Source organism: Deltaproteobacteria bacterium, from assembly GCA_016219225.1.
Lineage (GTDB): Bacteria > Desulfobacterota > RBG-13-43-22 > RBG-13-43-22 > RBG-13-43-22 > RBG-13-43-22.
Genome location: JACRBX010000268.1, coordinates 1 through 22,916 on the forward strand (window position 1 = coordinate 1; position 22,916 = coordinate 22,916).

20 protein-coding genes are annotated in these 22,916 nt (G+C 49.5%); 12 read left to right on the top strand and 8 right to left on the bottom strand.

Annotated features, from left to right (window positions below; genetic code table 11):
• Nucleotides 1-178 precede the first annotated feature (178 nt).
• The 12 genes from HY879_22075 to HY879_22130 all read left to right on the top strand — a co-directional run bounded on the left by HY879_22075 (nucleotide 179) and on the right by HY879_22130 (nucleotide 15,521).
• The gene (locus HY879_22075) at nucleotides 179-1,165 is read left to right on the top strand and encodes an FAD-binding protein (GenBank protein ID MBI5606030.1); all 987 of its coding nucleotides are present in this window, start codon (nucleotides 179-181) and stop codon (nucleotides 1,163-1,165) included.
• A 114-nt stretch (nucleotides 1,166-1,279) separates the two neighbouring features.
• Nucleotides 1,280-2,530, top strand: a complete 1,251-nt coding sequence (locus HY879_22080; GenBank protein ID MBI5606031.1) for an aminopeptidase P family protein — start codon at nucleotides 1,280-1,282, stop codon at nucleotides 2,528-2,530.
• A gap of 51 nt (nucleotides 2,531-2,581) precedes the next feature.
• Entirely contained in the window at nucleotides 2,582-3,508 is a 927-nt protein-coding gene (locus tag HY879_22085; protein MBI5606032.1) for an FAD:protein FMN transferase, read from the top strand.
• Nucleotides 3,509-3,545: 37 nt separating this feature from the next.
• On the top strand, nucleotides 3,546-4,844 hold the full coding sequence (locus tag HY879_22090) for a hypothetical protein (GenBank protein MBI5606033.1): 1,299 nt from the start codon (nucleotides 3,546-3,548) through the stop codon (nucleotides 4,842-4,844).
• A 24-nt stretch (nucleotides 4,845-4,868) separates the two neighbouring features.
• A complete protein-coding gene (locus HY879_22095) occupies nucleotides 4,869-5,327 on the top strand; it encodes a hypothetical protein (GenBank protein MBI5606034.1) in 459 nt (152 codons plus the stop codon).
• 229 nt (nucleotides 5,328-5,556) lie between these two features.
• A complete protein-coding gene (locus HY879_22100) occupies nucleotides 5,557-6,609 on the top strand; it encodes a hypothetical protein (protein MBI5606035.1) in 1,053 nt (350 codons plus the stop codon).
• 3 nt (nucleotides 6,610-6,612) lie between these two features.
• Nucleotides 6,613-9,078, top strand: coding sequence for an MMPL family transporter (locus HY879_22105; GenBank protein MBI5606036.1), 2,466 nt, complete (start codon nucleotides 6,613-6,615; stop codon nucleotides 9,076-9,078).
• A 155-nt stretch (nucleotides 9,079-9,233) separates the two neighbouring features.
• Complete coding sequence (locus HY879_22110; protein MBI5606037.1) at nucleotides 9,234-10,859, top strand: hypothetical protein; 1,626 nt, start codon at nucleotides 9,234-9,236, stop codon at nucleotides 10,857-10,859.
• Between the two features lie 23 nt (nucleotides 10,860-10,882).
• Nucleotides 10,883-12,115 (top strand): DUF1329 domain-containing protein, encoded by a 1,233-nt coding sequence (locus HY879_22115; protein MBI5606038.1) that lies wholly within the window; start codon nucleotides 10,883-10,885, stop codon nucleotides 12,113-12,115.
• 159 nt (nucleotides 12,116-12,274) lie between these two features.
• Nucleotides 12,275-12,901, top strand: a complete 627-nt coding sequence (locus HY879_22120; protein MBI5606039.1) for a cobalamin B12-binding domain-containing protein — start codon at nucleotides 12,275-12,277, stop codon at nucleotides 12,899-12,901.
• A 35-nt stretch (nucleotides 12,902-12,936) separates the two neighbouring features.
• Nucleotides 12,937-14,145, top strand: a complete 1,209-nt coding sequence (locus tag HY879_22125) for an MFS transporter (GenBank protein ID MBI5606040.1) — start codon at nucleotides 12,937-12,939, stop codon at nucleotides 14,143-14,145.
• Between the two features lie 170 nt (nucleotides 14,146-14,315).
• The gene (locus HY879_22130) at nucleotides 14,316-15,521 is read left to right on the top strand and encodes an MFS transporter (GenBank protein ID MBI5606041.1); all 1,206 of its coding nucleotides are present in this window, start codon (nucleotides 14,316-14,318) and stop codon (nucleotides 15,519-15,521) included.
• On the opposite strand, the gene HY879_22135 is transcribed toward HY879_22130, so the two are convergent.
• The 8 genes from HY879_22135 to HY879_22170 form a co-directional block, all read right to left on the bottom strand.
• A complete protein-coding gene (locus HY879_22135; protein ID MBI5606042.1) occupies nucleotides 15,513-16,211 on the bottom strand; it encodes an ABC transporter ATP-binding protein in 699 nt (232 codons plus the stop codon). The genes HY879_22130 and HY879_22135 overlap by 9 nt on opposite strands.
• Nucleotides 16,211-16,966, bottom strand: coding sequence for an ABC transporter ATP-binding protein (locus HY879_22140; protein MBI5606043.1), 756 nt, complete (start codon nucleotides 16,964-16,966; stop codon nucleotides 16,211-16,213). The genes HY879_22135 and HY879_22140 overlap by 1 nt, the downstream gene beginning before the upstream one ends.
• On the bottom strand, nucleotides 16,963-17,928 hold the full coding sequence (locus HY879_22145) for a branched-chain amino acid ABC transporter permease (GenBank protein ID MBI5606044.1): 966 nt from the start codon (nucleotides 17,926-17,928) through the stop codon (nucleotides 16,963-16,965). Before HY879_22145 ends, HY879_22140 begins: the two co-directional genes overlap by 4 nt.
• Nucleotides 17,928-18,797 (bottom strand): branched-chain amino acid ABC transporter permease, encoded by an 870-nt coding sequence (locus HY879_22150; GenBank protein MBI5606045.1) that lies wholly within the window; start codon nucleotides 18,795-18,797, stop codon nucleotides 17,928-17,930. Before HY879_22150 ends, HY879_22145 begins: the two co-directional genes overlap by 1 nt.
• Before the next feature lie 62 nt (nucleotides 18,798-18,859).
• On the bottom strand, nucleotides 18,860-20,107 hold the full coding sequence (locus HY879_22155; GenBank protein MBI5606046.1) for an ABC transporter substrate-binding protein: 1,248 nt from the start codon (nucleotides 20,105-20,107) through the stop codon (nucleotides 18,860-18,862).
• 62 nt (nucleotides 20,108-20,169) lie between these two features.
• The gene (locus HY879_22160) at nucleotides 20,170-20,949 is read right to left on the bottom strand and encodes an enoyl-CoA hydratase/isomerase family protein (protein ID MBI5606047.1); all 780 of its coding nucleotides are present in this window, start codon (nucleotides 20,947-20,949) and stop codon (nucleotides 20,170-20,172) included.
• Nucleotides 20,950-21,008: 59 nt separating this feature from the next.
• The gene (locus HY879_22165) at nucleotides 21,009-21,776 is read right to left on the bottom strand and encodes an SDR family oxidoreductase (protein ID MBI5606048.1); all 768 of its coding nucleotides are present in this window, start codon (nucleotides 21,774-21,776) and stop codon (nucleotides 21,009-21,011) included.
• Between the two features lie 20 nt (nucleotides 21,777-21,796).
• Nucleotides 21,797-22,912, bottom strand: a complete 1,116-nt coding sequence (locus HY879_22170; GenBank protein MBI5606049.1) for an acyl-CoA/acyl-ACP dehydrogenase — start codon at nucleotides 22,910-22,912, stop codon at nucleotides 21,797-21,799.
• Nucleotides 22,913-22,916 lie beyond the last annotated feature (4 nt).

Sequence of the window (22,916 nt, forward strand, 5' to 3'; positions counted from 1 at the left end):
GTCTGCTGTGTTTTCATGGGAGTATATTACCCCAAAAAACATAAAAAATAAAGAAATAATGTTACATTAATTTTTCCTGGTAGATTTTCAAAGAACATCAATCTTATAAGGTTTTTGATACCCTATGTCAGGAGATCTGAAGGTAGGACGTCTCCACTTCTACAGAGGCGCAGCGACCATGCAGAGAATAGAAGACAAGGCAAGAGAATTCAAGAATATCGAGATTCTCTTTCAGCATCGGGCCCGCCGGCTCATTACCAATCCCTCAACGGGAAGAGTCTTAGGTGTGACCGTAGAGGCTAAAAACAAGACCATGAATTTCAAGGCGTCAAAAGCGGTAGTCATAGCGACCGGCGGATTCGGACGAAACCGGGAGATGATTATCGAGTACGGCGAACGGTATGTTGACTGCATTCCCACCATGGCACCGGGCCATTTAGGAGACGGACTCAAGATGGCCCTGGATGCGGGGGCGGCAACAAAACATATCGGACATTCAGTTGTGTCCTCCTTGCCGGTCTGCGACACGACGAAGTCTGATCGGCCGTATTTTGCGGTTGTCTTTGGGGGCGTTACGGTCAACCTGAACGGCAAGCGTTTCTACGACGAGTCCTGTCCAAAAGGATATTACGGAAACTTGACGGATGCCGCTCTGGATGAACCAGAGGCGCAATTCTTCATAATCTATGACAGCAAGATCAGAATACATCCGGTGGTCTTGCCCTGTGTTTCGAGTGCCAAGGAGTACTCAGCCGACACCTGGGAGGAACTGGCCAAGGCCGCCGGCATAAAAGATCCAGGGCTCTTTGCACAGACCATGAAGAAATACAACGAGGACGTTGAGAGCGAAGGCTACGACACCGTGTTTGGACGTAAATACCTGCAATCGGTCAATGGTGAACCTATCCCGGTTGATACCCCGCCCTACTACGCGGTCAAATGTCATCCGTCCCTCACGTCGTTCAAGGGAGGGTTGAAGATCAATACCCGTTCCCAGGTAATTAACAATTACGGAGAAGTCATTTCAGGCCTTTATGCAATAGGTGAAGTGACCGGGGGTCTGGTTGGAAAAGGGACCTATCTGGGCGGTCTTATGTGGCCGGCTTCGATGACCTTCGGCCGATTAGTGGGCCGGAGCGTCGCCTTTGAAACGGCTGAGGAATAGGCGAATACGGGAGGGCCTGTGCGAATGTGAAGCAACAAGGCCCTCCCGCAAGAGACAAGATGACCTGATGAAAATGGGTCGATGTGACGGGATCTAAAAAAAAGGAGGTTGGACATGGCTGGTACATACGGGTTGAAACTCGGATCGGGTGGTATGGCGTATGATTTCACACCGGGACCGATCGATTACGAGCGCATGAGAAAGGAAAGGACGGACAAAACTCAGAGTGCCTTGAAGAAGAACAAAATAGCCGCAGCATTACTCTTCAGGCCCGAAAATATTCGATACGCAACGAGCACAAAATTCATCGATTTTCTGGACCGGCTCAGGTACTGCCTGGTCTTTGCCGAACAGGACGCGGTCCTCTTTGAAACACCGGGGAGAAATATCTGGGAGACCCGTTGGATCAAGCCTGAGCAATTCAGGCTGTCACTCCAGTGGGCGTGTCAGTCGGCTGGAAAAGAAGCCACTTGGGAGACGGCCAAACTATTTGCCGCAGGCATCAAAAGTGAGCTCGCGCGTCTTGGTTTGGCCAAGGAACCATTAGGGATTGATGACATCGATGAGGCCGGCCGGCAGGCCCTGGTCGAGGCGGGACTGAAGCTGGTCAACGTCATGCCTGTCCTGCTTGAGGCGAGGGCGGTAAAGACGAAAGACGAGATCAACTGTATGCACATGGTTACGGCACTCTGTGATGCGGCGCACTACGCTATGTACCAGGCGATCAAACCGGGGGTTAGGGAGCGGGATATAAGGGCCGTAGGCATTGATTCTCTGATAAGAAACGGTGTGGAGGAAGTCTGGGATGTTCTCGTCAGCTCCGGAGGCCAGGTTGGGGGTCTGAGCATGAACATGGATAAAATCATCCAGCCCGGAGACGTGGTTACGATAGATATTACGAGGGCGACCTACATGGGCTACACCTCATGTTACTACAGGAATTACAAGGTTTCCACAAAGCCGTCGGCAATAGAAAAAGACCTGCATAAGCGGAGTTACGATCGGATGTACAAGGTGATCAATGCCATAAGGCCGGGGATCACCACCGCGGAACTGGCCGAGAACTGGGCGACCGCAAAAGAAAAAGGCCTGCCCGATGACCGGTTGATGTGGTGCGACGACCTCGCCCACGGCCTCGGCCTGTGGCTGTACGAATACCCGATATGCAACCGGCTATGGTCACCGAAACACCCGATGGTGATCGAAGAAGGTATGACCATGGCGGTCGAGGCGATGGAATTCGACCCCCTCGTCGGCAGGACAAAGCTCGAAGAGATGCTCGTCGTGACCGCCAGTGGGGTGGAGATCTTCTCGAAGATGCCCGTAGAGGAGATGATGATCGCCAGCCCCTTCGCTCTGGCCTGAGGGGAACAAGAGACAGCGCGCCTGCCCCCCGGGCAGGCAGAAAGGTGGGAAGTGACGCAGAACACGATACTGGCTTTGGGGACCGTTGTCAGAATAATAGTGGATCACCCCGATTCCAATGAAGCCTTAAGGATAATGGACCTCGCCTTTAGCCGCCTGCGGAGACTTGAAGACCGTATGAGTGCCTACCGTCCTGACAGTGAAATAGGCACACTCAACGAGAAGGGCTGCTGCGATCGACTGAGTGCGGATACGAGGGAAGTGATCGGCCGGGCGATGCACTATTGGAAATTAACGGGCGGCGCATTCGATGTCACTATACATCCTGTTCTCAAAGGACACGAAGCCTTGTCACGGTCTGGTAAGAGCGGGGAACCGTATGGCAAGAAAGCGTCGCCTGCGGGGCTGGGGCTTGTGAACAGCCAGGATGTGATCGAAGCTGACGAGGGGGTGCGCTTCGGAAAGAAAGGGATGGGAATCAATCTGGGCGGTATTGCCAAGGGATATGCCGTCGATGCAGCCGTAGAGGTCCTGCGCCAGAACGGGATCATGAGCGCCCTGGTCGATGCCGGTGGCGATCTGAAGGTCATCGGGACCCGTCCCGACGGAACCCCCTGGCGGATCGGCCTGGGCGATCCGCGGAGCATCCTGAGAATCGCTTCTGTTGTAGCGCTTAGCAACTGCGCTGTTGCGACCAGCGGAACTTACCGGAGGAGGAGTGACGATATTATCGATGCCCGAGACGGCCGGATCGTCAAGGACGTACTCAGGGCAACGGTAGTGGCGGAGGAAGCCGTTGATGCCGATGCGTTGGCCACCTCGGTAACCATTCTGGGGTTGAAGAAAGGAATAGATCTGATCGACGGCCTGGATGGGGTGGGGGCCTTGATCCTCGCTCCGGACGGCGCGGTGGTGGAGTCGAGCCGCTGGAGCAGCCTGACAAGCTTTAAAGAGGGACGATGCCCAATGAATGGGTAGCAAACCGATGGAGCTAACAAAAAGAGGAGACAATTATATGTCGGAGGCAACACCAAACCCCCAGGCGCCAGTTTTTGAACCGCCAAAGGAATTCATCACCAGGGCGAAACGCTTAGACGACGCCCTGAATCTGAGAAACCCCGACCGCATCCCCGTGGCCCCGGTGGTCGTCACCTTTTTCCCTACAAGGATAAAGGGAATCTCGAACAAGCAGGCCATGAAAAACATGGACGTCACCCTGAAGGCCTGGCAGGAGGCTACCGTCGAATATGGTTGGGATGCAGCACCATCACCCGGACCGGTGATGCCGGCCCGTCCCCTGGAGATACTCGGAGTTACGCAGCTCAAATGGCCTGGAAGTGGCCTCTCCGACGACCAGCCCTTCCAATGGGTCGAAGGCGAAACCATGATGCAGCATGAATACGATGAGGCATTGGCTGATCCAAACGGATATGCCGTCAAGAAGCTCTGGCCTCGCGTAGCGAGGGCTCTGGCCCCCTTGAGCGCCATGACCCAGATGCCGGCACCTCCACTGCTCTTCCTCTCGAACGCTTATACCCTACCCGTTTTCCTGGGAGAGATGCTCTCGGCTCCCCCCATGGTAGAGATTCTGAAAAAGGCCCTGGATCTCGCCGAGACCCATGCCCTGTTCAAAACACAGGTCATGAATTACGTGATGGAGATGATGAAGTCGGGTTACCCGGTGCCTTTCCGGGCTATGGTCATTTGCGCTTTTGATATGGTATCTGACATCCTGCGTGGCATGAAGGGTTCTATGCTCGATATGTACAGGACTCCGGAGAAGCTTCTCGCCCTGATCGAAGGGCTGGTACCCGTCACGATCAGCATGGCCACAATGACTGCCGGGCAACCTGGGCCGAAGGGCATCTTCATCCCCATGCACCGTGGTGCGGCTGGTTTCATGAGCGACAAACAGTTTGCCAAGTTTTATTGGCCCGGGTTCAAGGCTCTCATAAACGGTATCATCGAAACGGGACTTACCCCTATCCCCCTTTTTGAAGGCGACTACACGCCACGGTTGGAGTATCTCCAGGAACTGCCGGCCAGGAAGGTAATGGGGCATTTCGACATTGTGGATCGGAAAAAGGCAAAAAAGCTCTTGGGGAATACGATGGTATTCTGGGGTAACGTACCGGCCTCACTCCTCTGCACAGGAACGCCGCAGAAGGTGCAGGACGATGTCAAAGAACTGATCGATATCTTCGGGGACAATGGCGGTTTAATCATCGACTGCTCCATGGGCATACCGGATGAAGCCAAACCGGAAAACGTGCAGGCTTTATCCGATGCCGTTCATGAGTTTGGTGTTTATTAAAGAATAATCAGAGGAGGAAACAAGATGTTGAAGAAGGATAAGTTCAAGCAACTCTTTGCGGATATTGAGAGAATCAGAAGAGTGGCCGAGGCCGGGAGCGGGAAAAACTATTGGGAAGTCTTTAATGCTCAGGGGAATCTGCTCGGATTCGCCTTCTACCTGGAAGTCCCCGAAACGCCGCCTCATACTGAAGAAGTGGCAGAGTTCGATAAATACGAAGTGTGGGGGATCACCAACACGGAACTTGGCCTAAACGTCCTCGAAATAGCCCCCCATCCGGGCGGGCCGGAGAATCTCTGGACGGAAGGGGTTACAGAAGCCGGGTATGTGTCGCAGTTCCTGGGATTGTCCACTGACGAGATGAGGCTCTCGCCAGCGGGCATGATCGATGCGGTGACGGACGGGACCATCTCCTCGAAGCTGCTTGCGGAAGCGATACGGATACAGCTCGAGTTCATGACTACGCAGATCAACGGGTCATGAAGGACTCTCGGCAAACGTGGATGAAGAGCGCTCGCACGGCGCAATCCCACTACCGGGGGGCAACCCTTTTTAATGGTTCACAATGGATGATCCAGAAAATCCGATCCTCCAAATTAATGATGGCCATCATTACTCCTTGTTTTTGGTTTCTTCCTCGCATCATTGCCCCCTTGCTTATTATTGGAGGCCTATTACCAATTCATTAAACTGTTAATAAAAGGAAAAAGGCGTGTTTAGAAAAAGACAGGCAGAACGGGTGAACATTCCTGCATGGCGGTCGATCGTAATGGTGTTTTTGATTTTGGCTTTTCTGATGGCCGGCTGCGGTCCGGGGCAGAAGCCCAATGCCGGTCCGGAGCCAATGAAGGCCATGGGGGCGCCCCCGATCACCTTCGGCGACAAGTTCTACGACGTGGCCGTACTGGATAAAAATCAGGTCTGGGTGGTAGGCTACTTCGGGGCCATTGCCCACTCGGCAGACGAAGGCCAGACCTGGTCCCGCCAGCAATCAGGAACCTTCCAGTCTTTAACCGGCGTATCCTTTGTCAACAAACAGGAAGGTTGGGTCGTGGGCGACCAGGGAACCATCCTCCATACCCGGGACGGGGGCCTTCATTGGGAGAAACAAAAAAGTCCCGTGACCGATCAGAAACTGCTCAAGGTCCAATTCCTCAATGAACGGGAGGGATTTTGCGTGGGCACCTTCGGCACCGTCCTCCACACGGCAGACGGAGGGGCCGCCTGGGAAAAGCTGCCTTTCCAGGAAGACGTAATTTTAAATGACTTAGTCTTTCTTCATTCCCGGGAAGGCTGGATCGCTGGTGAATTTGAAACCATTCTCCATACCGTGGATGGGGGAAAGACCTTCCAAAAACAACGGGCCGATCAATTGGGCAAACTCTTCGGCATCGCCTTCAAAGATAAAAGACAGGGCGTTGCCGTGGGTACGGCCGGCAGGATCCTGGTCACCTTGGATGGCGGTCGGAGTTGGAAGGAAGTTAAGAGCAACACGGATGATACCCTGCTCAAGGTTCGATTTTGGGGTTCCCTGCTTTTGGCCGTCGGCCTGCGAGGGGCACTGGTTCAATCTTCAGATAATGGCCAGACCTGGTCTCCCCTGGTCATCCCGGGCCACTATTCCTGGCTTTCAGGCTTGGCCTTCGCTGAAGGCGGAGGATTTTTGGTGGGGAGTGAAGGCAAGATTCTGTCCAGTCATGATGCCGGCAAAACCTGGAGCCGTCTCGGCCTGCCTGCCTTTATGGTCGGCCCGGGGAAGGAGTAATATATGGTTAAAGCACTGGTCAGCTTTCTTATCACCCATAGAAAAAAAGGGGTAGGGGCCATGGCGGTCATCACCCTCTTCTTTCTGAGCCAGATCTTCCGCATCCAGATGTTCACCCAGTTTTTAGACCTTTTTCCCCAGAACCACCCCTATGTGCAGGTCCACCAGCAATACGCCAAGTATTTCGGCGGGGCCTACCAGGCCACGCTGGTATTGGAGGTCAAGAAAGGCGATGTCTTCAACACGGAGACCCTGGCCAAGATGTCCCGCATTACCGATGCGGTCGATCTCATACCAGGGGTGGACCACTTCGGTATTTTCTCGATAGCCTCCCAGAAGGTGTCGATCCTGAAAGAGACGGCCGGAGGGTTTTCTTCATACCCGGTCATGAAAGAAGTGCCGAAAGATCAATCCACCATGGAGGAGCTGAAGAAAAAGGTCTTTACTTCGGGCAATGTCAACGGCATCTGGGTTTCCCGGGATCAGAAGGCCCTTCGGCTGGATGCCAACTTCATCGAAGGCAAGATCGACTTCAATGTGCTCTATAACAAATTCATGGAGATCAAGAAGAAAGAACAGGATGGAAATCATAAGATCTACCTGACCGGCACACCCCTGCTCTACGGCTGGATCTACCATTACCTGCCCAATATGGCCCTTATCCTGGCTGTCACTTCCGTGGTGATCCTCCTGATGCTCTTTGCCTATATGAGTCGGGGTGGGCTGTGGTTCTGGCCCTTTATCAGCGCCGTCATCACCTCCATCTGGGGCCTGGGCTTTGCGGCCATCTTGAAGTTTCACTTCGACCCTTTGATCATCGTCATCCCCTTCCTCTTATCGGCCCGGGCCATGAGCCACGGGGTCCAGTGGGTGGAGCGCTTCACCGAGGAGTATCAGAAGTCAGGCGACACCCGGGAAGCGGCCCTGATTACCGGCACCAGTCTATTCCCGCCGGGGCTGATTGGCATCCTGGCCGATACCCTGGCTTTACTGGTCATCTGCCTCACCCCCATCCCGACCCTTAGAAATCTGGCTTATTTGGGCTTTTTCTGGTCAGGGGCCATGATCTTCACCATCTTCTTCCTCTACCCTCCCCTGTTCGCCCTGTTTACTAAGGTGCGGGTCCCCAAGGAATCCGATGTGCCTGCTTCTTTGGCCCACAAGCAGGAGAATTTTACCAGGAGAGTGACTACCCAGACTACCATTCTTGACCGATCCTTCACTTATCGGATCGAATATTTCACCGAGCATCTTCTCCGGCGGATCCTCATCAGGATGTCAAACTGGACCTTCGGTGCCGGCCGATACGCTACGGTTGGCTTAAGCATCCTCATATTAATCATAGCAGTCATCTCCTCGACACACCTCAAATTCGGTGATGCCAACCCAGGGTCTCCCATTCTCTGGCCTTATTCAGAGTTCAACCAGGATGTCATTGAAATCAACCGGAAGTTTCCCGGTGTGGATCAGATGTGGGTAGCCGTTCAGGGCAAGGGTCCTCAATCAGTCACCTATCCGGATGTCATCCAGGGGATGGAAGGGCTCAGGCAGTATATGATGGCCGACCCCAACGTGGGTTTTGCCATCTCCGTGGCCGACCTGATTAAAGGGGCCAATATGCTGGCTTACGGCAATGACCCCAAGATGGAGTCGATTCCTACAAGCCAGCAGGCGACCCAGAACATGATCACCCTGATTCAGACCGGGGCTGCCCCGGGTGAGATGGATACCTGGATCGACTATGGCAACACCAGCACCAACGTGAAGCTCTTTCTGAAAAATCATGAAGGCCCGATTCTGAAAGAGGTTATTCACCGGGTCAAAGATTTTATCAAAAATAATCCCAAGCTAATGGAAAACGCGGTCCCGAAACCGGCCGGCGGCCTGGGAGGGATTCTGGCTGCGGCCAACGAGGTGATCCAGGTCAAGAAGGACCAGATCCTCTTCATCGTCTTAAGTATCATCTTCATCCTCTGTGCCGTGACCTATCGTTCCATCCTGGCCGGGATAATCTTCATCATGTCTCTTATTCTGGCCAACTTCCTGGCCTTTACCTACATGGTTTTCAAAAATATCGGCCTCAACATCAATACCTTCCCGGTCGTCTCTCTGGGCATCGGCCTGGGGGTGGATTACGGGCTCTACATCGTCAGCCGCATCATCGAGGTCTACCGGGAAGAGAGAGACCTGGCGAAAGCGGTCCGGGGCGGCATCATCACCTCCGGCCGGGCGGTCTTTTTCACCGCCACCATGATGACCGCCGGGGTTATCTTCTGGTTCTTTTCTCCGCTTCGCTTTCAGGCGGAGATGGGCATATTGCTGGGGATATTGATGATGGTCAACATGCTGGTCGGTGTTTTAGTACTTCCAGCCGTGATCAACATCATTAAGCCCAAATTTATTACAAGGGGAGGTGATGACAACAACGGGGGATATCACATCCCCCCGGGAACGCTACCGAAAAGATAGGTTCAAGGTATAAGGCAAAAGGTACAAGGTTAAAAACAGAAAGATAAGGCCTAAGAGCCAAAATGCAGGGTTCAAGGAAAGATCTTATGCCATATACCGTATATCTTACACCTTGGACCTTATACCGTTTTTTAAACTTTGAGAGGAGGAAAGAGATGTTTACGAAAAGTGTAAAAGGAATGTGGTTAAGCCTGGTCTGCCTGGCAATCCTGGTCCTATCGTTTCCCGGACCGGGGCAGGCCTTTGACAAGAGCACCTTCGGAGACAACCAGGAACTGACCATCTGGGGCTGGCTGCGCAACAATACCGGCGTATTTTTCGAGAAACAGCCTTTTCAGCAAAACGACGACCGGCTGGCCACGGAAAGGACCTGGCTGCGGGCTTACGGGGATTGGAAAGTCTCCAATCAGTTGAAGCTCTATACGGCCATCCAGTTCGCCTATGAACCCTGGTACAAGGCCGAGGACGGCTCGGTGAGCCAGAAAGGGGGGGAAGAATACAGCGAATATAAAAATCTCAATGACGTCATCCGGGAAGGTTATGTTCAATTCAGCCCCAATAAAAAGAACGATATCAAGATCGGCAGGCAGATCGCCATCTGGGGAGAATCCCTGACCGAACGGGTGGGCGATGTCATTCATCCCGAGGACCAGCGTTTTGCCCTGGCCTTCTCCAACCTGGAGGATACCCGCATCCCCCAGTGGATGATCCGGTCCATTCACGACATCGACCCCTTGAGCTCCAGCTTTGAATGGATCATCAATCCCCTTCTGGTGGATGATAAGTACCGGGTCAACCGGCTGGCCCAGTTCGCCAGCCCGATCAATAATCAATCGGGACAACGGTTCGCCATCAATCCCGAGGACCGGTTTCTGCCCCCCAATTCCGTAGGCAACACCCTTATTTTCCCGCAAGCGCCGGGAGTGGTTTTTCCGCCCTTTTCCAGAGGATGGGCTCAACTGCCCCCCTTCATCCCAGGCCCCCTGGCCGGGACCTGGGTCCCGACGGAACTCCCTACGGTTAAGGAGGAATTCCCCGATAATACCATCAGCGATACCCGATTCGGCTTCAGGACCAGTACCAATGCCGGCGGCTATTTGTTCGGTCTCATGTACTGGCATACCCACAACTATGATCCGCTCTTCAAGAGAGGCAATCTGACCGGAAGGCTCATCCCCACCGGACCGGACAGCTTTTTGCCCGAAAGACAATATTTACTGGTCCATCCCTCCATGGACATTGTCGGGGCTTACATGAGCAAGCAGCTTCCCTGGCCGGGGGTGGTCCGGGCTGAGGCCGTTTATTCGCCGAACAAGCCTTTCAACACCTTTGACCCAACGGTTTTCAATGCCATCGTCACCCGGGATTATTTCAAATACATGGTGGCTTATGACCTCAACAGCTTCTTCTATTTCGATTGGCACAAAACCGCCCCCTTCGACGTCACCATTGAGCATGTAGGCGAATATATCCCCAATGCCGACAACCTTCAGTACATCATCTACGCCACCAGACAGCCGTCCTATGTACCCCGTTTCAACGGCCGGATAGCCACCAATTGGCTTTACAACCGGATCTCAACCGAACTGGTCGTCAGCTACTGGCCCTGGGCCAACAGCGGGTTGATCATGCCGGCCGTAAAATGGACCCCCGGCTGGTGGAATCAGAAATTCTCCGCTGAACTGAAATACATCAATGTTTACGGAGACAACAATTACGAAGGGCTGGGCGTCCTGCGGACCAAGGATATGATCGTCCTCACCACCCAGTTTAATTTTTAAATCTTTTTAGGAGGGACAAAGTTATGCAAGCCAAAACTATTAAATTTTGGACACTGTTGGCAGCCGCCATGATAATATCGAGTCTCATGGTTGCCTCGCTATCCTTTGGTCAGGAGATGCCCGCACCGGGTACGACCATCGACAAAAGCAACTATAAAAAATACCCCCATCTGTTTCCGGAAGAGTTCCTGCCGGCCTTTGAAGATGGCTGGGGACTTATCCCCCCTGTTCATGCCAACGTTATAGCCTCAAAACCCATATCGATCCCTAAGGAGTGGCTTGCCTTTTCGGCAAAAAATAAAGGTAAATATGGTCTTGATGCCCAGGGAAACCTTACGGGGGGATACAACAGAGAAGGTCTGCCTTTCCCAGATCTCCAGAGAAACGATAAAGACTTTGCCACTAAACTCATGTGGAACTTCGACTCCCGGTATATGTTTGATGAAAATATCGATCATGCCCGGGGAGCGTCTTTTGAAAAGAGGAGAGGAGAAGATCTTAGATGGAATAATGCCTATTTGATTTTTTTATATTTCAAGAGTCGCATGGCAGTTTCTCCCAAGCCGGACTTGCCTAATCCATTGGGACTCTATAAGGCCACTATGGTCCACTTTTTAAATCCTGATAGTATTAAAAATACGATCAACCTCACTTACCGCTATGTGGATCCGAACAAACCCGATGATACCTACCTCTATCTGCCCAGCATGCGTCGGGTTTTAAGAGCCGAAGCCGGACAGCGCTCCACACCGCTTTTGGGAAACATAGCCGCTTTGGACGATTTGTGGGGCTTTGACGGAAGGATCCCGGAATTTACTTATACCATCGTTAAGGAACAGAAGGTGCTGGCTATTACGGAAAACACGTTCATACCTAAACCAACTACCTGGAAAAAAAAGGATTTGCCGTTTCCTTATGATAATTATGAAGTACGAGATACCTATGTCATTGACATCAAGCCCAAAGACTCCAAATATCCCCAGAGCCGAAAAAGAATCTGGTTGGATAAAGAAAACGTCAGTAATATTTATTACATTGTGGTCTGGGACCGAGCCGGTAAACTTTGGAAGGCTTGGATGATGCCCTTCAAACGACATGCCATGTTAGGAGGCAGATATCCGATGGTGGATGGCGCCTTTGGTGTTGATGTTCAGTTCGGTATGGCCACCTATTATGGCGCTGATGTGACGGTCAATGATCAACATTATACCTACAACGATTTTACGCCGGCCAGTTTGTTGAAAAGAGGGAGATAATCCCCCTTCTCTTCGGAATAGAGAGGGGCGGGGGTTGCGAAGATTGTAAAAAGGCACAGGCACAAGGCATAAGGGCCAATGCTTCAAAGAAGAATATTGCGGGTTTCCTTGCGCCTTGTGCCTTAGGCTTGAAGCGAAATTTTGAACAAAGGAGTTTCTATGAGCGACAATCTGATAGATCTCATGGCTGACCTGAAAGAGTCGGAAGTCTATGTCTTGGTCGATGAAATGATTAAAAACGGTATCAATCCAATGGAAATCCTGAACCGGACCCGCTCGGCCATGGAGATTGTGGGTAAGCGTTTTGAAACCGAGGAATATTTTATCCCCGATTTAGTCCTGGCCGGTGAGATTCTCAAAAACATCTCAGACAAGGTCAAGCCGCTGCTTAAAAAAGGAGAAGCCTTTCAAAAGAAGGGCAAGGTCCTGATCGGCACCGTGGCCGGGGATATCCATGACATCGGCAAGGACATCGTCACCTTCATTCTGGATGTGAACGGCTACGAGGTGCTGGATTTAGGCATCAATGTGCCGGTTCAAGTCTTTTTGGAAAAGGTCAAGGAATTTAAGCCTCAGGTAGTAGGTCTGAGCGGTTTTTTAACCCTGGCCTTCGATTCCATGGAAAAAACGGTCAAGGCCATAGAAGAAGCGGGCTTGCGGGATAAAGTAAAGATCATGATCGGCGGCGGGCAGATGGATGACGAGGTGCGTAAATACGCCCGGGCCGATGCCTACGGCAAAGATGCCTCCGCCGCTGTCAATCTCTGCAAGCAGTGGATCATTTAAATTTCGGTCTGAATAGTCTACGAGGAGGACAAATAATGAACAATAGAAGATACGAGACACTATTGGTTGTTTTATTTGGTATAGGTTTAGGGTTAGTCATGTTGGACAGGATGGCTATCAACTTTTTGTTTCCGGTCCTGGTTAAAGAGTTTGGGTTAAATAATACTCATATTGGTCAAATCATTTTGTTCCAGACATTGGGATGGGCAATATTCGGACTTGTTTTTAGCATTTTGGCGGACCGCACCGGTTACAAAAAATGGCTGATGGTTCCTTTATTAGTGTTAACTACGGTATTTTCAGCAGGTTCCGCATTTACTGTCGGACTTACGTCATTAATACTTATGCGATTCTTTTTAGGTATTGTTGAAGGGCCGTACACTCCATTATATGTGTCCATACTGCATGTTCAAACCGATCCCAAAAGGTTCGCGGTAGCCGTTGGATTGGTGGTTGGTATCGCCGGCATTATAGGAGGGTTAATTGCACCGCTTTTGGTAACCCAATTACTGGTTCGCTATGATTGGCATTGGGCTTTCATTGTTTCCAGTCTTCCGACTCTTGTTTTGGCAATACTGATTGGGCTCTATGTTAAAGAGGTAAAAACTACCAGTGCGGTAGACGGGGCAAGTGTAGAAAAGGCCGACTGGAGCGACTTCGCTAAACTATTAAAGTATAGAAATGTTGTCCTGTGCATTGTACTGATTGTGTTGTCTATGCTTGCCATGTGGTCATTTTTTGTTTATTCCCCCCTTTATTGGGTTCAACTCGGGAAAATGTCAGAACAATCAATGGGCTTCATTATGTCGGCTACGGGGGTGAGCGTGATATTTTGGAATTTTGTTATCCCGGCAATTTCAAACCGTATTGGCCGAAAGACCGTGCTAATTGTTTTTGCTCCGATACTGGCCTGTATGTTTTTGGTAATGTATTTTTCAGTTGGTACGGTGGCCCAAATTCTATTTGTCATTTTGGGAGGAATAGCCGGAGCCCTGCCGTCTTTGCTATTTATTATTGGCACGGAGAGTGTCCCAAGGACTTTAGCCACTACATCACCTTCTCTGATTATGGGAGTAGGGGAACTACTCGGTGGGGCGGTAGGGACCGGTACTATGGGCGCATTAGCGGACCTCTATGGTTTGCAAACAGTAATGATCATTATTGCAGGAGCTCTGATACTATTTTCGGCAGTAAGTTTTGGTTTAATTGAAACCAGTCCGCACTTAGTCTCAAAAAAAATATAGTGATTCACTGGAAATTCCTTTTTGGACGCAGATCGACTCGGATCGGCAGATTTTCGCCGATCGTGCAAATTGCCAAGATTTTGAATATAAAGAATAGTTATCTTCGGTTATCGGCGAAAATCTGCGTCCTAACTGGATTAACTTCTAATACTTTTATTGGAGGGATAATATTGGAATCATCGTCGTCGTTATGGAGTAGAGGTTTTATAGGGATTTGCTTATGTAACTTTTTTACTTTTTTTTCCTTCTTTGCCTTTATGGCTACCATTCCATTATTTGTAAGGAATATATTAAAACATGGCGATTTGCAGATAGGTCTAACTTTGACGGCTTTTTTCCTTGGGTCTGTTATTATCAGCCCCATATCAGGTAAATTGGCGGATGAATATGATAAAAGGAAAATACTCATTGTCTCCCTTATACTATTTGTTGCCATAAGCGCCCTTTATCTCTTAACTTATAGTCTTTATTCTTTGCTGGTATTGCGCTTTCTTCATGGTGTTATCTTTGGAATAACCACTACTTTGCTGGCAGTTGTTGCCGCTGACATTATTCCCCAACAATATAGGGGGGAAGGTTTTGCTTATTTTATAACATTCATGAGTATTGCATCAGTAGTTGGCCCTTTTTTGGGCCTTACTGTTATTGCACACTATAGTTTTAATGCATTATTTATTTTATGTACTGTCTTTTCAATATTAAATTTTCTCTCGTTATATTTGGCTCAACTTCCCACATCACCAAATAAAACGAAAACTGATACTAGTAATTTATTTAATTTGAATAAAATAATTGAACCAAAAGCTATTCCTATATCTTTATGTAGTGCTGTTACTGCGATTGCCTATGCGGGTATTGGTTCCTTTATTACTCTTTATGCAATAGAAATAGGAATGGGTAATTTGGCGAGTTATTTCTTTGTAGTTTTTGCCGCCGGGAATATACTTTTCAGACCATTTGCAGGTAGGTTATTTGATCGAAAAGGGGCTAACATTGTAATTTATCCTTTCATATTACTCTATGCAATTGGACTGGTTTTATTAAGCCAGGGTATGAATCCAATAGCATTTTTAATGAGCGCTGCCATAATAGGGATTAGTTATGGTACGCTTTTCTCTACCTTTCAAACTATCGCTGTAACATCAGCTTCAATCCAACGCAGGGGAATGGCAACGTCAACTTTTTTCTTATCCGTTAATTTAGGCGTTAGCGTTGGGGCCGTTATTTTAGGAATAATTGCAGAACATTCCAATTACCATTTTATGTTTATTGTTACTGCTGTTTTTGTGGCACTTTCAGCGATAATTTATTACATTTTTTACCATCGGAAAAATAATCAAAATTACCTTCGGATTGGAAATCTTAAATCAAACTAAAAGATGTTCCCTGGCAATTTGCTGGTTCTCGGTAAACTCGCGACTGCTTCCGGAAAAGACGATTTTCCCTTCATCCAGAACATATACTCTATCCGAGACTTTAATGGCGGAAAATATGTTTTGTTCCGCTAATAGCACAGTTATGCCTGAACTTTTTAAAGTCTGGATGGCCTCCATCAACGAAGCTACGATCAGCGGGGCTAAACCTTCTGTCGGCTCATCTAAAATCATTAGCTCCGGATTTCCCATCAATGTCCGGGCAACAGCGAGAAGCTGCTGTTCGCCACCGCTTAACTGGTTGCCCATCCTTTTCTGGAGCCTTTCCAGTAGCGGGAAGAGTTCAAGTATTGATTTTAAATTCCAAACTCCCTTTCTTTTCAGGTTCCTGGCGACTATCTCTAAATTCTCTTTTACCGTGAATTCAGTAAATATCATCCGCCCCTGAGGCACATAGCCTATTCCTTTTCGGGCGATTTGAAATGAGGCGAGTCTGCTTATCTCTTCCCCTTTATATTTTATACTCCCTCTCTGTGGAGACGGTATACCCATGATGCTTTTAACTGTAGTTGTTTTGCCTGCCCCATTCCTTCCGAATAGACCAACGACCTCCCTCTCTTCCAACTTTAATGAAACACCTTGCAGAATGTAACTGGTATCATAGTAAGTATGAATATCTTGGATTTCCAACATCATGTTTGTCTCCCAAGGTAAGCATCAATCACCGCACTATTTTCTCTTACCTCTTCCGGTTTCCCCTCGGCGATTACCCTCCCCATTTGAAGAACAGTAATTTTCTGTGATATGCTGAAAACAACCTCCATATTGTGTTCAGTGAATAATATAGATAACCCTTTTTTTGCATGGAGCTGCTTTATTAATTGAACCATACTCTGGGTCTCTTCCGGAGAAAGACCGGCCGTAGGCTCATCTAAGAGCAGTAGTTTTGGCTGCCAGGCCAGTGCAATACCCATGTCAAGTCTTTTTCTGTCGCCATGGCTTAGCGATGCTGCTCGGCGCGTTTCGAGTTTTTCCATCCCTATACTATGCAGCACATCCATTGCTTCTTCGGCGATATTCTTCTGTCGCTTGGCCTGAGTAAAGAATCGATTGTGCCTTTTATGTCGTCTGATAATGGGAACCATAACATTCTCAAAAACCGACAGTTGGGGGAACAGGTTCGCTACCTGGAAGCCTCGAGCCATCGCCAAGGGCAATACACATTCCGGCGGCCAACCAGAGATGTCCTGTCCATCGAAGAAGACTCTGCCTCCGTCAGGCTTGAACTTACCTGTAACCACGTTGAAGAAGGTGGTTTTTCCGGAGCCATTGGGACCGATTAAGGCGCATAGCTCTCCTCTTCCAATGGAAAGACTAATCCCGCTTAAGGCAGGTAGACTGCCGAAACGCTTAACCAGCCCCTCGGTCTTAAAGAGTACCTGGTTCACAGCGGTCTCCTAAGTTTTTCAGAGATAAATCCCATAACCCCACTTCGAAAAATCATTACGGACAGTATGAGAAGAATGCCCATCACGATTAACCAATTCCCCCAGAGAGATATCAGGTAAGACTTCAGGAACACATAGATTAAGGTGCCAAAAAATGGGCCAGTAAAGGCATTAATGCCGCCTATCATCAGGGCTAACAGGACTTCAAAGGCACTCATCCATGAGACCAGGTCGGGATTGGCTATTTCCCCCAGAATGGCTCGAAGCCCTCCTGCCAGACCGGCGATTATACCGGAAATGATAAAGGCGATCCAGACCTCCCTTTGCACGTTTAGACCTATGAAAGAGGCTCTTTCCGGATTATCACGGATGCATCTCAAGGTATAACCGAAGTTGGAGTTGGCCAGTACCCATATCAAAAGAAGGGTTATCAGGAGGATGATCAGGATCAAATAGTAGAAATTGTTTATGGACTTCAGGCCTACCTCGACAAAAACCAGATCAACCGGGGGTCTGGGCACATTGGGTATGCCATCATCCCCCCCCGTCAGGGTTCTCCATTTGAAGATAATAGCGTGGACAGTTTCTGAAAAGGCAAGAGTCAGCAGGGCAAAATAGATTCCTTTCCTTCTGGCACAGAGCCAGCCAATGATCACAGCCAATAAGGCTGCCATGGCCATTCCACTGAAAAAGCTCAACCAAAAACCACGCGTTATCCCATTAGTGAGAAGAATGGCTACGGTATAGGCCCCCACTCCGTAGTAGGCTGATATCCCGAAATTGATTAAGCCTCCATAGGCCAGCATAAAGAAAAAAGCATAAGCCAGAAGGCTTGTGACCATTACTTCACAAAGAAGATAGATATGGTAGGAACTTAAAAATTTCGGGAACAATAAAAACAGGATGAGGAGCAGACAAAAGGTTAAAAGCAAGAATCGACTCTGGCTTAGGATCTTTTTCATTATTCCGGTCTCCCAAGAAGTCCGTAGGGACGGATGACAAGGATCACGGCCATTAGTACAAATGGTACTGCCATTCCAAACATTTGAAGGTAATGCCCTATGATGGTTTCAGTTATCCCGAGAATAATGGCCGCCATAAGAGCCCCCAACAGATTTCCCACCCCACCGATAACAGCCACGATCAAAGCGTTAAGAATCATTTGGCCGCCCATAAGCGGTGACACGCCTTTCATTCCAGTGGCCAATCCTCCGGCCGCTCCGGCAAGCATCGCCCCGAGAGTAAACAGTGACGTGTATACCATGGGCACATTGATGCCCAGCGCCCCGGCTGTTTCTGTATCCATGCCAGCGGCCCGACAGTTTTTACCCAGATCTGTTTTAAACAAGAAAAGCCACAAAAGGAGAGTCAAGGCTATTGAAGCGCCGAGAACAAATAAGAGATAGTAAGGAAAGGTCATATTGCCAATGGACATATTACCCATAAGGTAGGAGGGAATTGAAATCCTCAATACCGACGACCCCCAGAGGAGAAAAACAACCCCCTCTATCAAAAAGAGAAGACCGAAAAGGAGGAGCATCTGAAAAAGAGGCTCTGTCTTATACAGAGACCGAAGGAAAAAAACTTCCACTAATATCCCAACCAAACCGGCGCTGATTGCGCCTCCCAGGCAGCCTGCCCAGTATCCCCAATTCGATCCAATTGCCGTCCCAATCATCCAGGCCACGTAGGCACCCAGCATATAAAAGTGCCCATGAGCGAAATTCACCACCCGGGTGATACCCATAATGAGTACCAGCCCGGCGGCAGTCAAAAAATAAAGGCCCCCTTGAGTAACCCCCACCAGGATATCGAATATGATTGAATCCATCCGGGGGTTACCTCCAGTTTCTATAATTCTGGGCGAAGATAATGTCTTGCGGGACCATCAGCTTATTGCTCCCTGGCCATGTTCAAAGGCCAAACATGAGCATCCTTTGCATCAACAGTGAAAAAATCCTTATATCGAAAACCCCACTTACTGCCGGGGTCCGGAACGATGTGGTGAAATACAATCTTAAAGAGGGCCTGGTGGTCTTCCGGTCTGATCCATTTCTCCCCGCATAATGATTCGAAGCGCAGTCCCTCCAAGGCCTTTTTAACGGCCTCCGGGTCGAGCTTTCCAGCCTTCTCTATGGCATGTTTATAGGCATACATCCCATCGTAACTGCCCGCCCCTTGATTAATCGTGTCGGCCGAAAGCTGCTCTCCAAATCTTCGTGGGTAAGCTTCGGCAAAGCGCTTGCTCACCGGGTTGTCATAACCTTCTCTGAACCAATGGATACCAGTCCAAAGATCATAGCTTAAATTTTTTCCTATAGCTCTTGTTTCACGAGCATCCTGATTATGGTCGAGGAGAGCTTTAAGTTTATCCAAAATTCCAAACGCCTTGCCCTCTAAATAAAAGCTCATGGATTGAGGTAAACTGAGAGAGATATATATCCCCTCCGCGCCTGATTCGGCAACACTACTGAAGTGAGGGCCAAAACCACTGGTCATGGTCAAAGGAAGCGCCCGGACAGTGGCCTCCTGGAACTTCGGATCTAATTGGGTCATGACCTTTTTAAAATTATTCCAGCAATTCCACCCATATTCATAATCGGCGATAAACCCCGCCCACTTGTGGACATTTGGATATACTTTCCGGGCCATTTCAGCCATTGCTCTGGCCCTAATTCCCCCGTTATCGGTGATACGGAACACGTTAGAACTGAATTTCTTCCCGGTTAACAAGGTGCTATGAGCAGCGCAGGTGATCAGAAGGGAATTCGTCTGCTCCAGATAGGGAATGAGAGCCAGAGCAGATCCGCTGTTGGTTATTCCCAGGAAAAACTTGACGCCGTATTGATCGTGGAGTTCACGGATTACTTTTGAAGCGCTCGCCGGCCGAAACTCGTCATCGCGGACAAGAAGTTTTACCTGTCTTCCTAAGATTCCCCCAGCCTTATTGATTTCCTCCACGGCTAACATCGCACACTCCGTGCCGGCCATACGTCCGGCCACACCGGTCAACGACTGTATGTAACCAATCGTAATTGGTTCCAGCTTTTGTGTTGCGGGTTTTTCCGCTCCAAAACCAACGCAGGGCAAGCCGGTAATCAGGATAAGCGCCAGGAAGAACAGCATTTTTTTCGTTTTCATTGTACCTACCTCCTTTTATAAGAAGTTAATTGTTAAGGCTACCTAAACGGTACATAATATCTTCATCCTTTAAATTTGGGACTCCTCTTGGCTAAAAATGCTTCAAACCCTTCTTCGAAATCCGCCGTACCCATAGCAAACGCTAATTCATTACTCTCTGATTCCAACTGGGATTCCAGAGTCTGGGTGAAACTGCTGTTAAGAAGCTCCTTGGTTTTGCCAATAGCCCAGGCAGGACCTGAAGCCAATTTGCCGGCGATCTTCGCAGCCTCGGCTATAAGGTTTTCACTCTTCACCACTTTACTGACAAATCCTAACTGCTGGCCGGCGGCAGCATCAATCATCTCGCTGGCAAAGGCAAAATATTTTGCTCTATGGAAACCCATTACTTTCGGCAGAAAAAAGGATGTCCCTCCGTCGGGAGACAGTCCTATCGCCAAATAGGCGGTACCAAACCGGGTTCCTTCAGCCGCTATGATTACATCACAAGCCAAAACCATTGCAAAACTTGCCCCGGTAACGGCTCCGTGGACTGCTGCAATGATGGGTTTTGGCATTCGCCATATGGTGGAAATGATGTTATTGAGATACATAGTGGCAATTTTTGCGGTATAAGGACGATCCGAGGCCTGTTTCATCTCTTTAACATCACCTCCGGCTGAAAATACCTTGCCTTCTCCCTTGAATAAAATTGCTTTTACCGTTTTATCGATGGAACAATGAGTGAGACACTCACTCAAATCTTTTCCCATATCCAAATTGAAGCCATTTAACGATTCCGGCCTGTTGAGCCCAATTGTGGCCACCCCGCCTTCTTGGACATAGGTTAATGTCTGGTACATTTATTTTCTCCTCCCGAGAAATATTTTTTCCAATTCTTAAAAACTCTTCTCCAAGGCGTTCAGTCCAACCGAGTACCACCACAGACATTCCAAGATTGCCCGGTCACAAAACTTGCCGCGTCGCTGGCCAAAAATGCGATCACCGCCGCTACTTCTTCTGGTTTTCCCGCTCTTTTAAGAGCACATCGCTTGACATAAGCCTTGATGGCCATTTCATAAGACAGGTTATCGGCCATTGTCATCATCGGTGTTTCAATCAACCCGGGGCAAACGACATTAATATTAATTCCATTATCGGCAAATTCCCTGGCCAATGAGCAGGAAAGAGCCATGATAGCCCCTTTACTGGCACCATAGTGACTGGAACCCAATGCTGAACCTTCCTTGCCCGCTATGGAGGCTACGGAGACAATCTTGCCATACCCACTCTCCACCATTGAAGGTAAGGCCAATTGAATGCAGTTCACGCATCCCTTATAATTGACGGCTAACATTCGGTCATGGTTCTCAGGGGTTAACTTTAAGAATGGAACAGACTCCCAAATGCCGGCAACGTTCGCCAGAATGTCGATCTTTTCAAATTCCTTTAAAATATTTTGAAATACTATCCGTAAGGCTTGGAAATCGGCAACATCTGAAACATAAATTTTACAGACTCCACCCTGTTGACCTATTATTTGGCTTACGGATTCGAGATTCTGCCGATCAATGTCGATCAGGGCCACAGGGGCTCCCCTCTCCGAAAGAGTCAGGGCAGTGGCTCGACCGATACCGCTTCCCGCTCCGGTTATAACGGCTACTTGATGGTCCAAACGAAATTTATCCATTCTGGTTTCCCTGGTTAGAGTTAAAGCCCCATTTTTTGAGCCACCTGTTCCCGATGGAAGTCGGCATCTCCAAACGCCAGCTCGGCTGTTTTAGCCCGTTTGAAATAAAGCTGAAGATCATGCTCTTCCATGAATCCCATCCCCCCCATGACCTGGTGGGCCAACGCTACCAGACGCCGATGGGACTCACTTACCCAGGCCTTGCACATGGCGGCCTCTTTTTCGAAGTCCAATCCCTGACTGATTTTCCAGGCGGCCTGAAAGGTCATGAACCGCGACGTGTCGGCAAAGGTCAGGATATTGGCACAATGATGTTGAACGGCTTGAAAGCTGCCGATGGGATGTCCGAACTGGACCCGCTCCTTGGCCTGGACCATGACCAATTCGATGACCCTCTGGGCCCCGCCGCACATCTCAGCACATTTGGCCACAGCGGCCATATGGAATATCTTATCAAGAACGGCTCCCACTTGGCCTGGCCGGCCTAATCGGTTTTCTTTAGGAATGTGCACCTGGTCGAAGGTCACTTCACACAATTTTTCGCCCGAGAGGGTGGGCAGGACCTTGATTTTGACCCCTAGGGCCTTACCATCCACCAAAAATAATCCGATTTCCTCAGCCCCGTCCTGTTTTGTCCGGGCGACGCAGATGAGAGTATCGGCCAAATGGGCGTCAGGCACAAAAAGCTTGGTCCCGGTCAACAGGTAATGGGTATCTTGAAACTCGGCCCGGGTAGCGATTGCATAGCTTCCTTCCTGCTCGGTCCAGGCCAGAGTCATGAGTTTTTCACCTGAAGCCACTTTCGGCAAATAATCCTTTTTCTGAAAATCGTTTCCCGCTTCCAGCACGGTCAGTCCTCCCTCCATGGTGGCCAGAAATGGCCCCGGCAGACAGACGTATCCCATCTCATAAAGCAGCACCGCCAAATCCAGGAAGCTGGCTTCCGAGCCTTCATACTCGCTCGGGAATATCAGCCCTGTCCATCCCAGGTCGGCCATTTTTTTCCAAAGCTCCGGGTTGTGTCCCGACTCCTCTTCGGCCATCTGTCTAACGAAAGTGCTGGGACATTCCTTCACCAAAAAGCGATGGGCCGCATCCTTGAGCATCTGTTGCTCTTGACTTAAATCGTAATTCATCGAC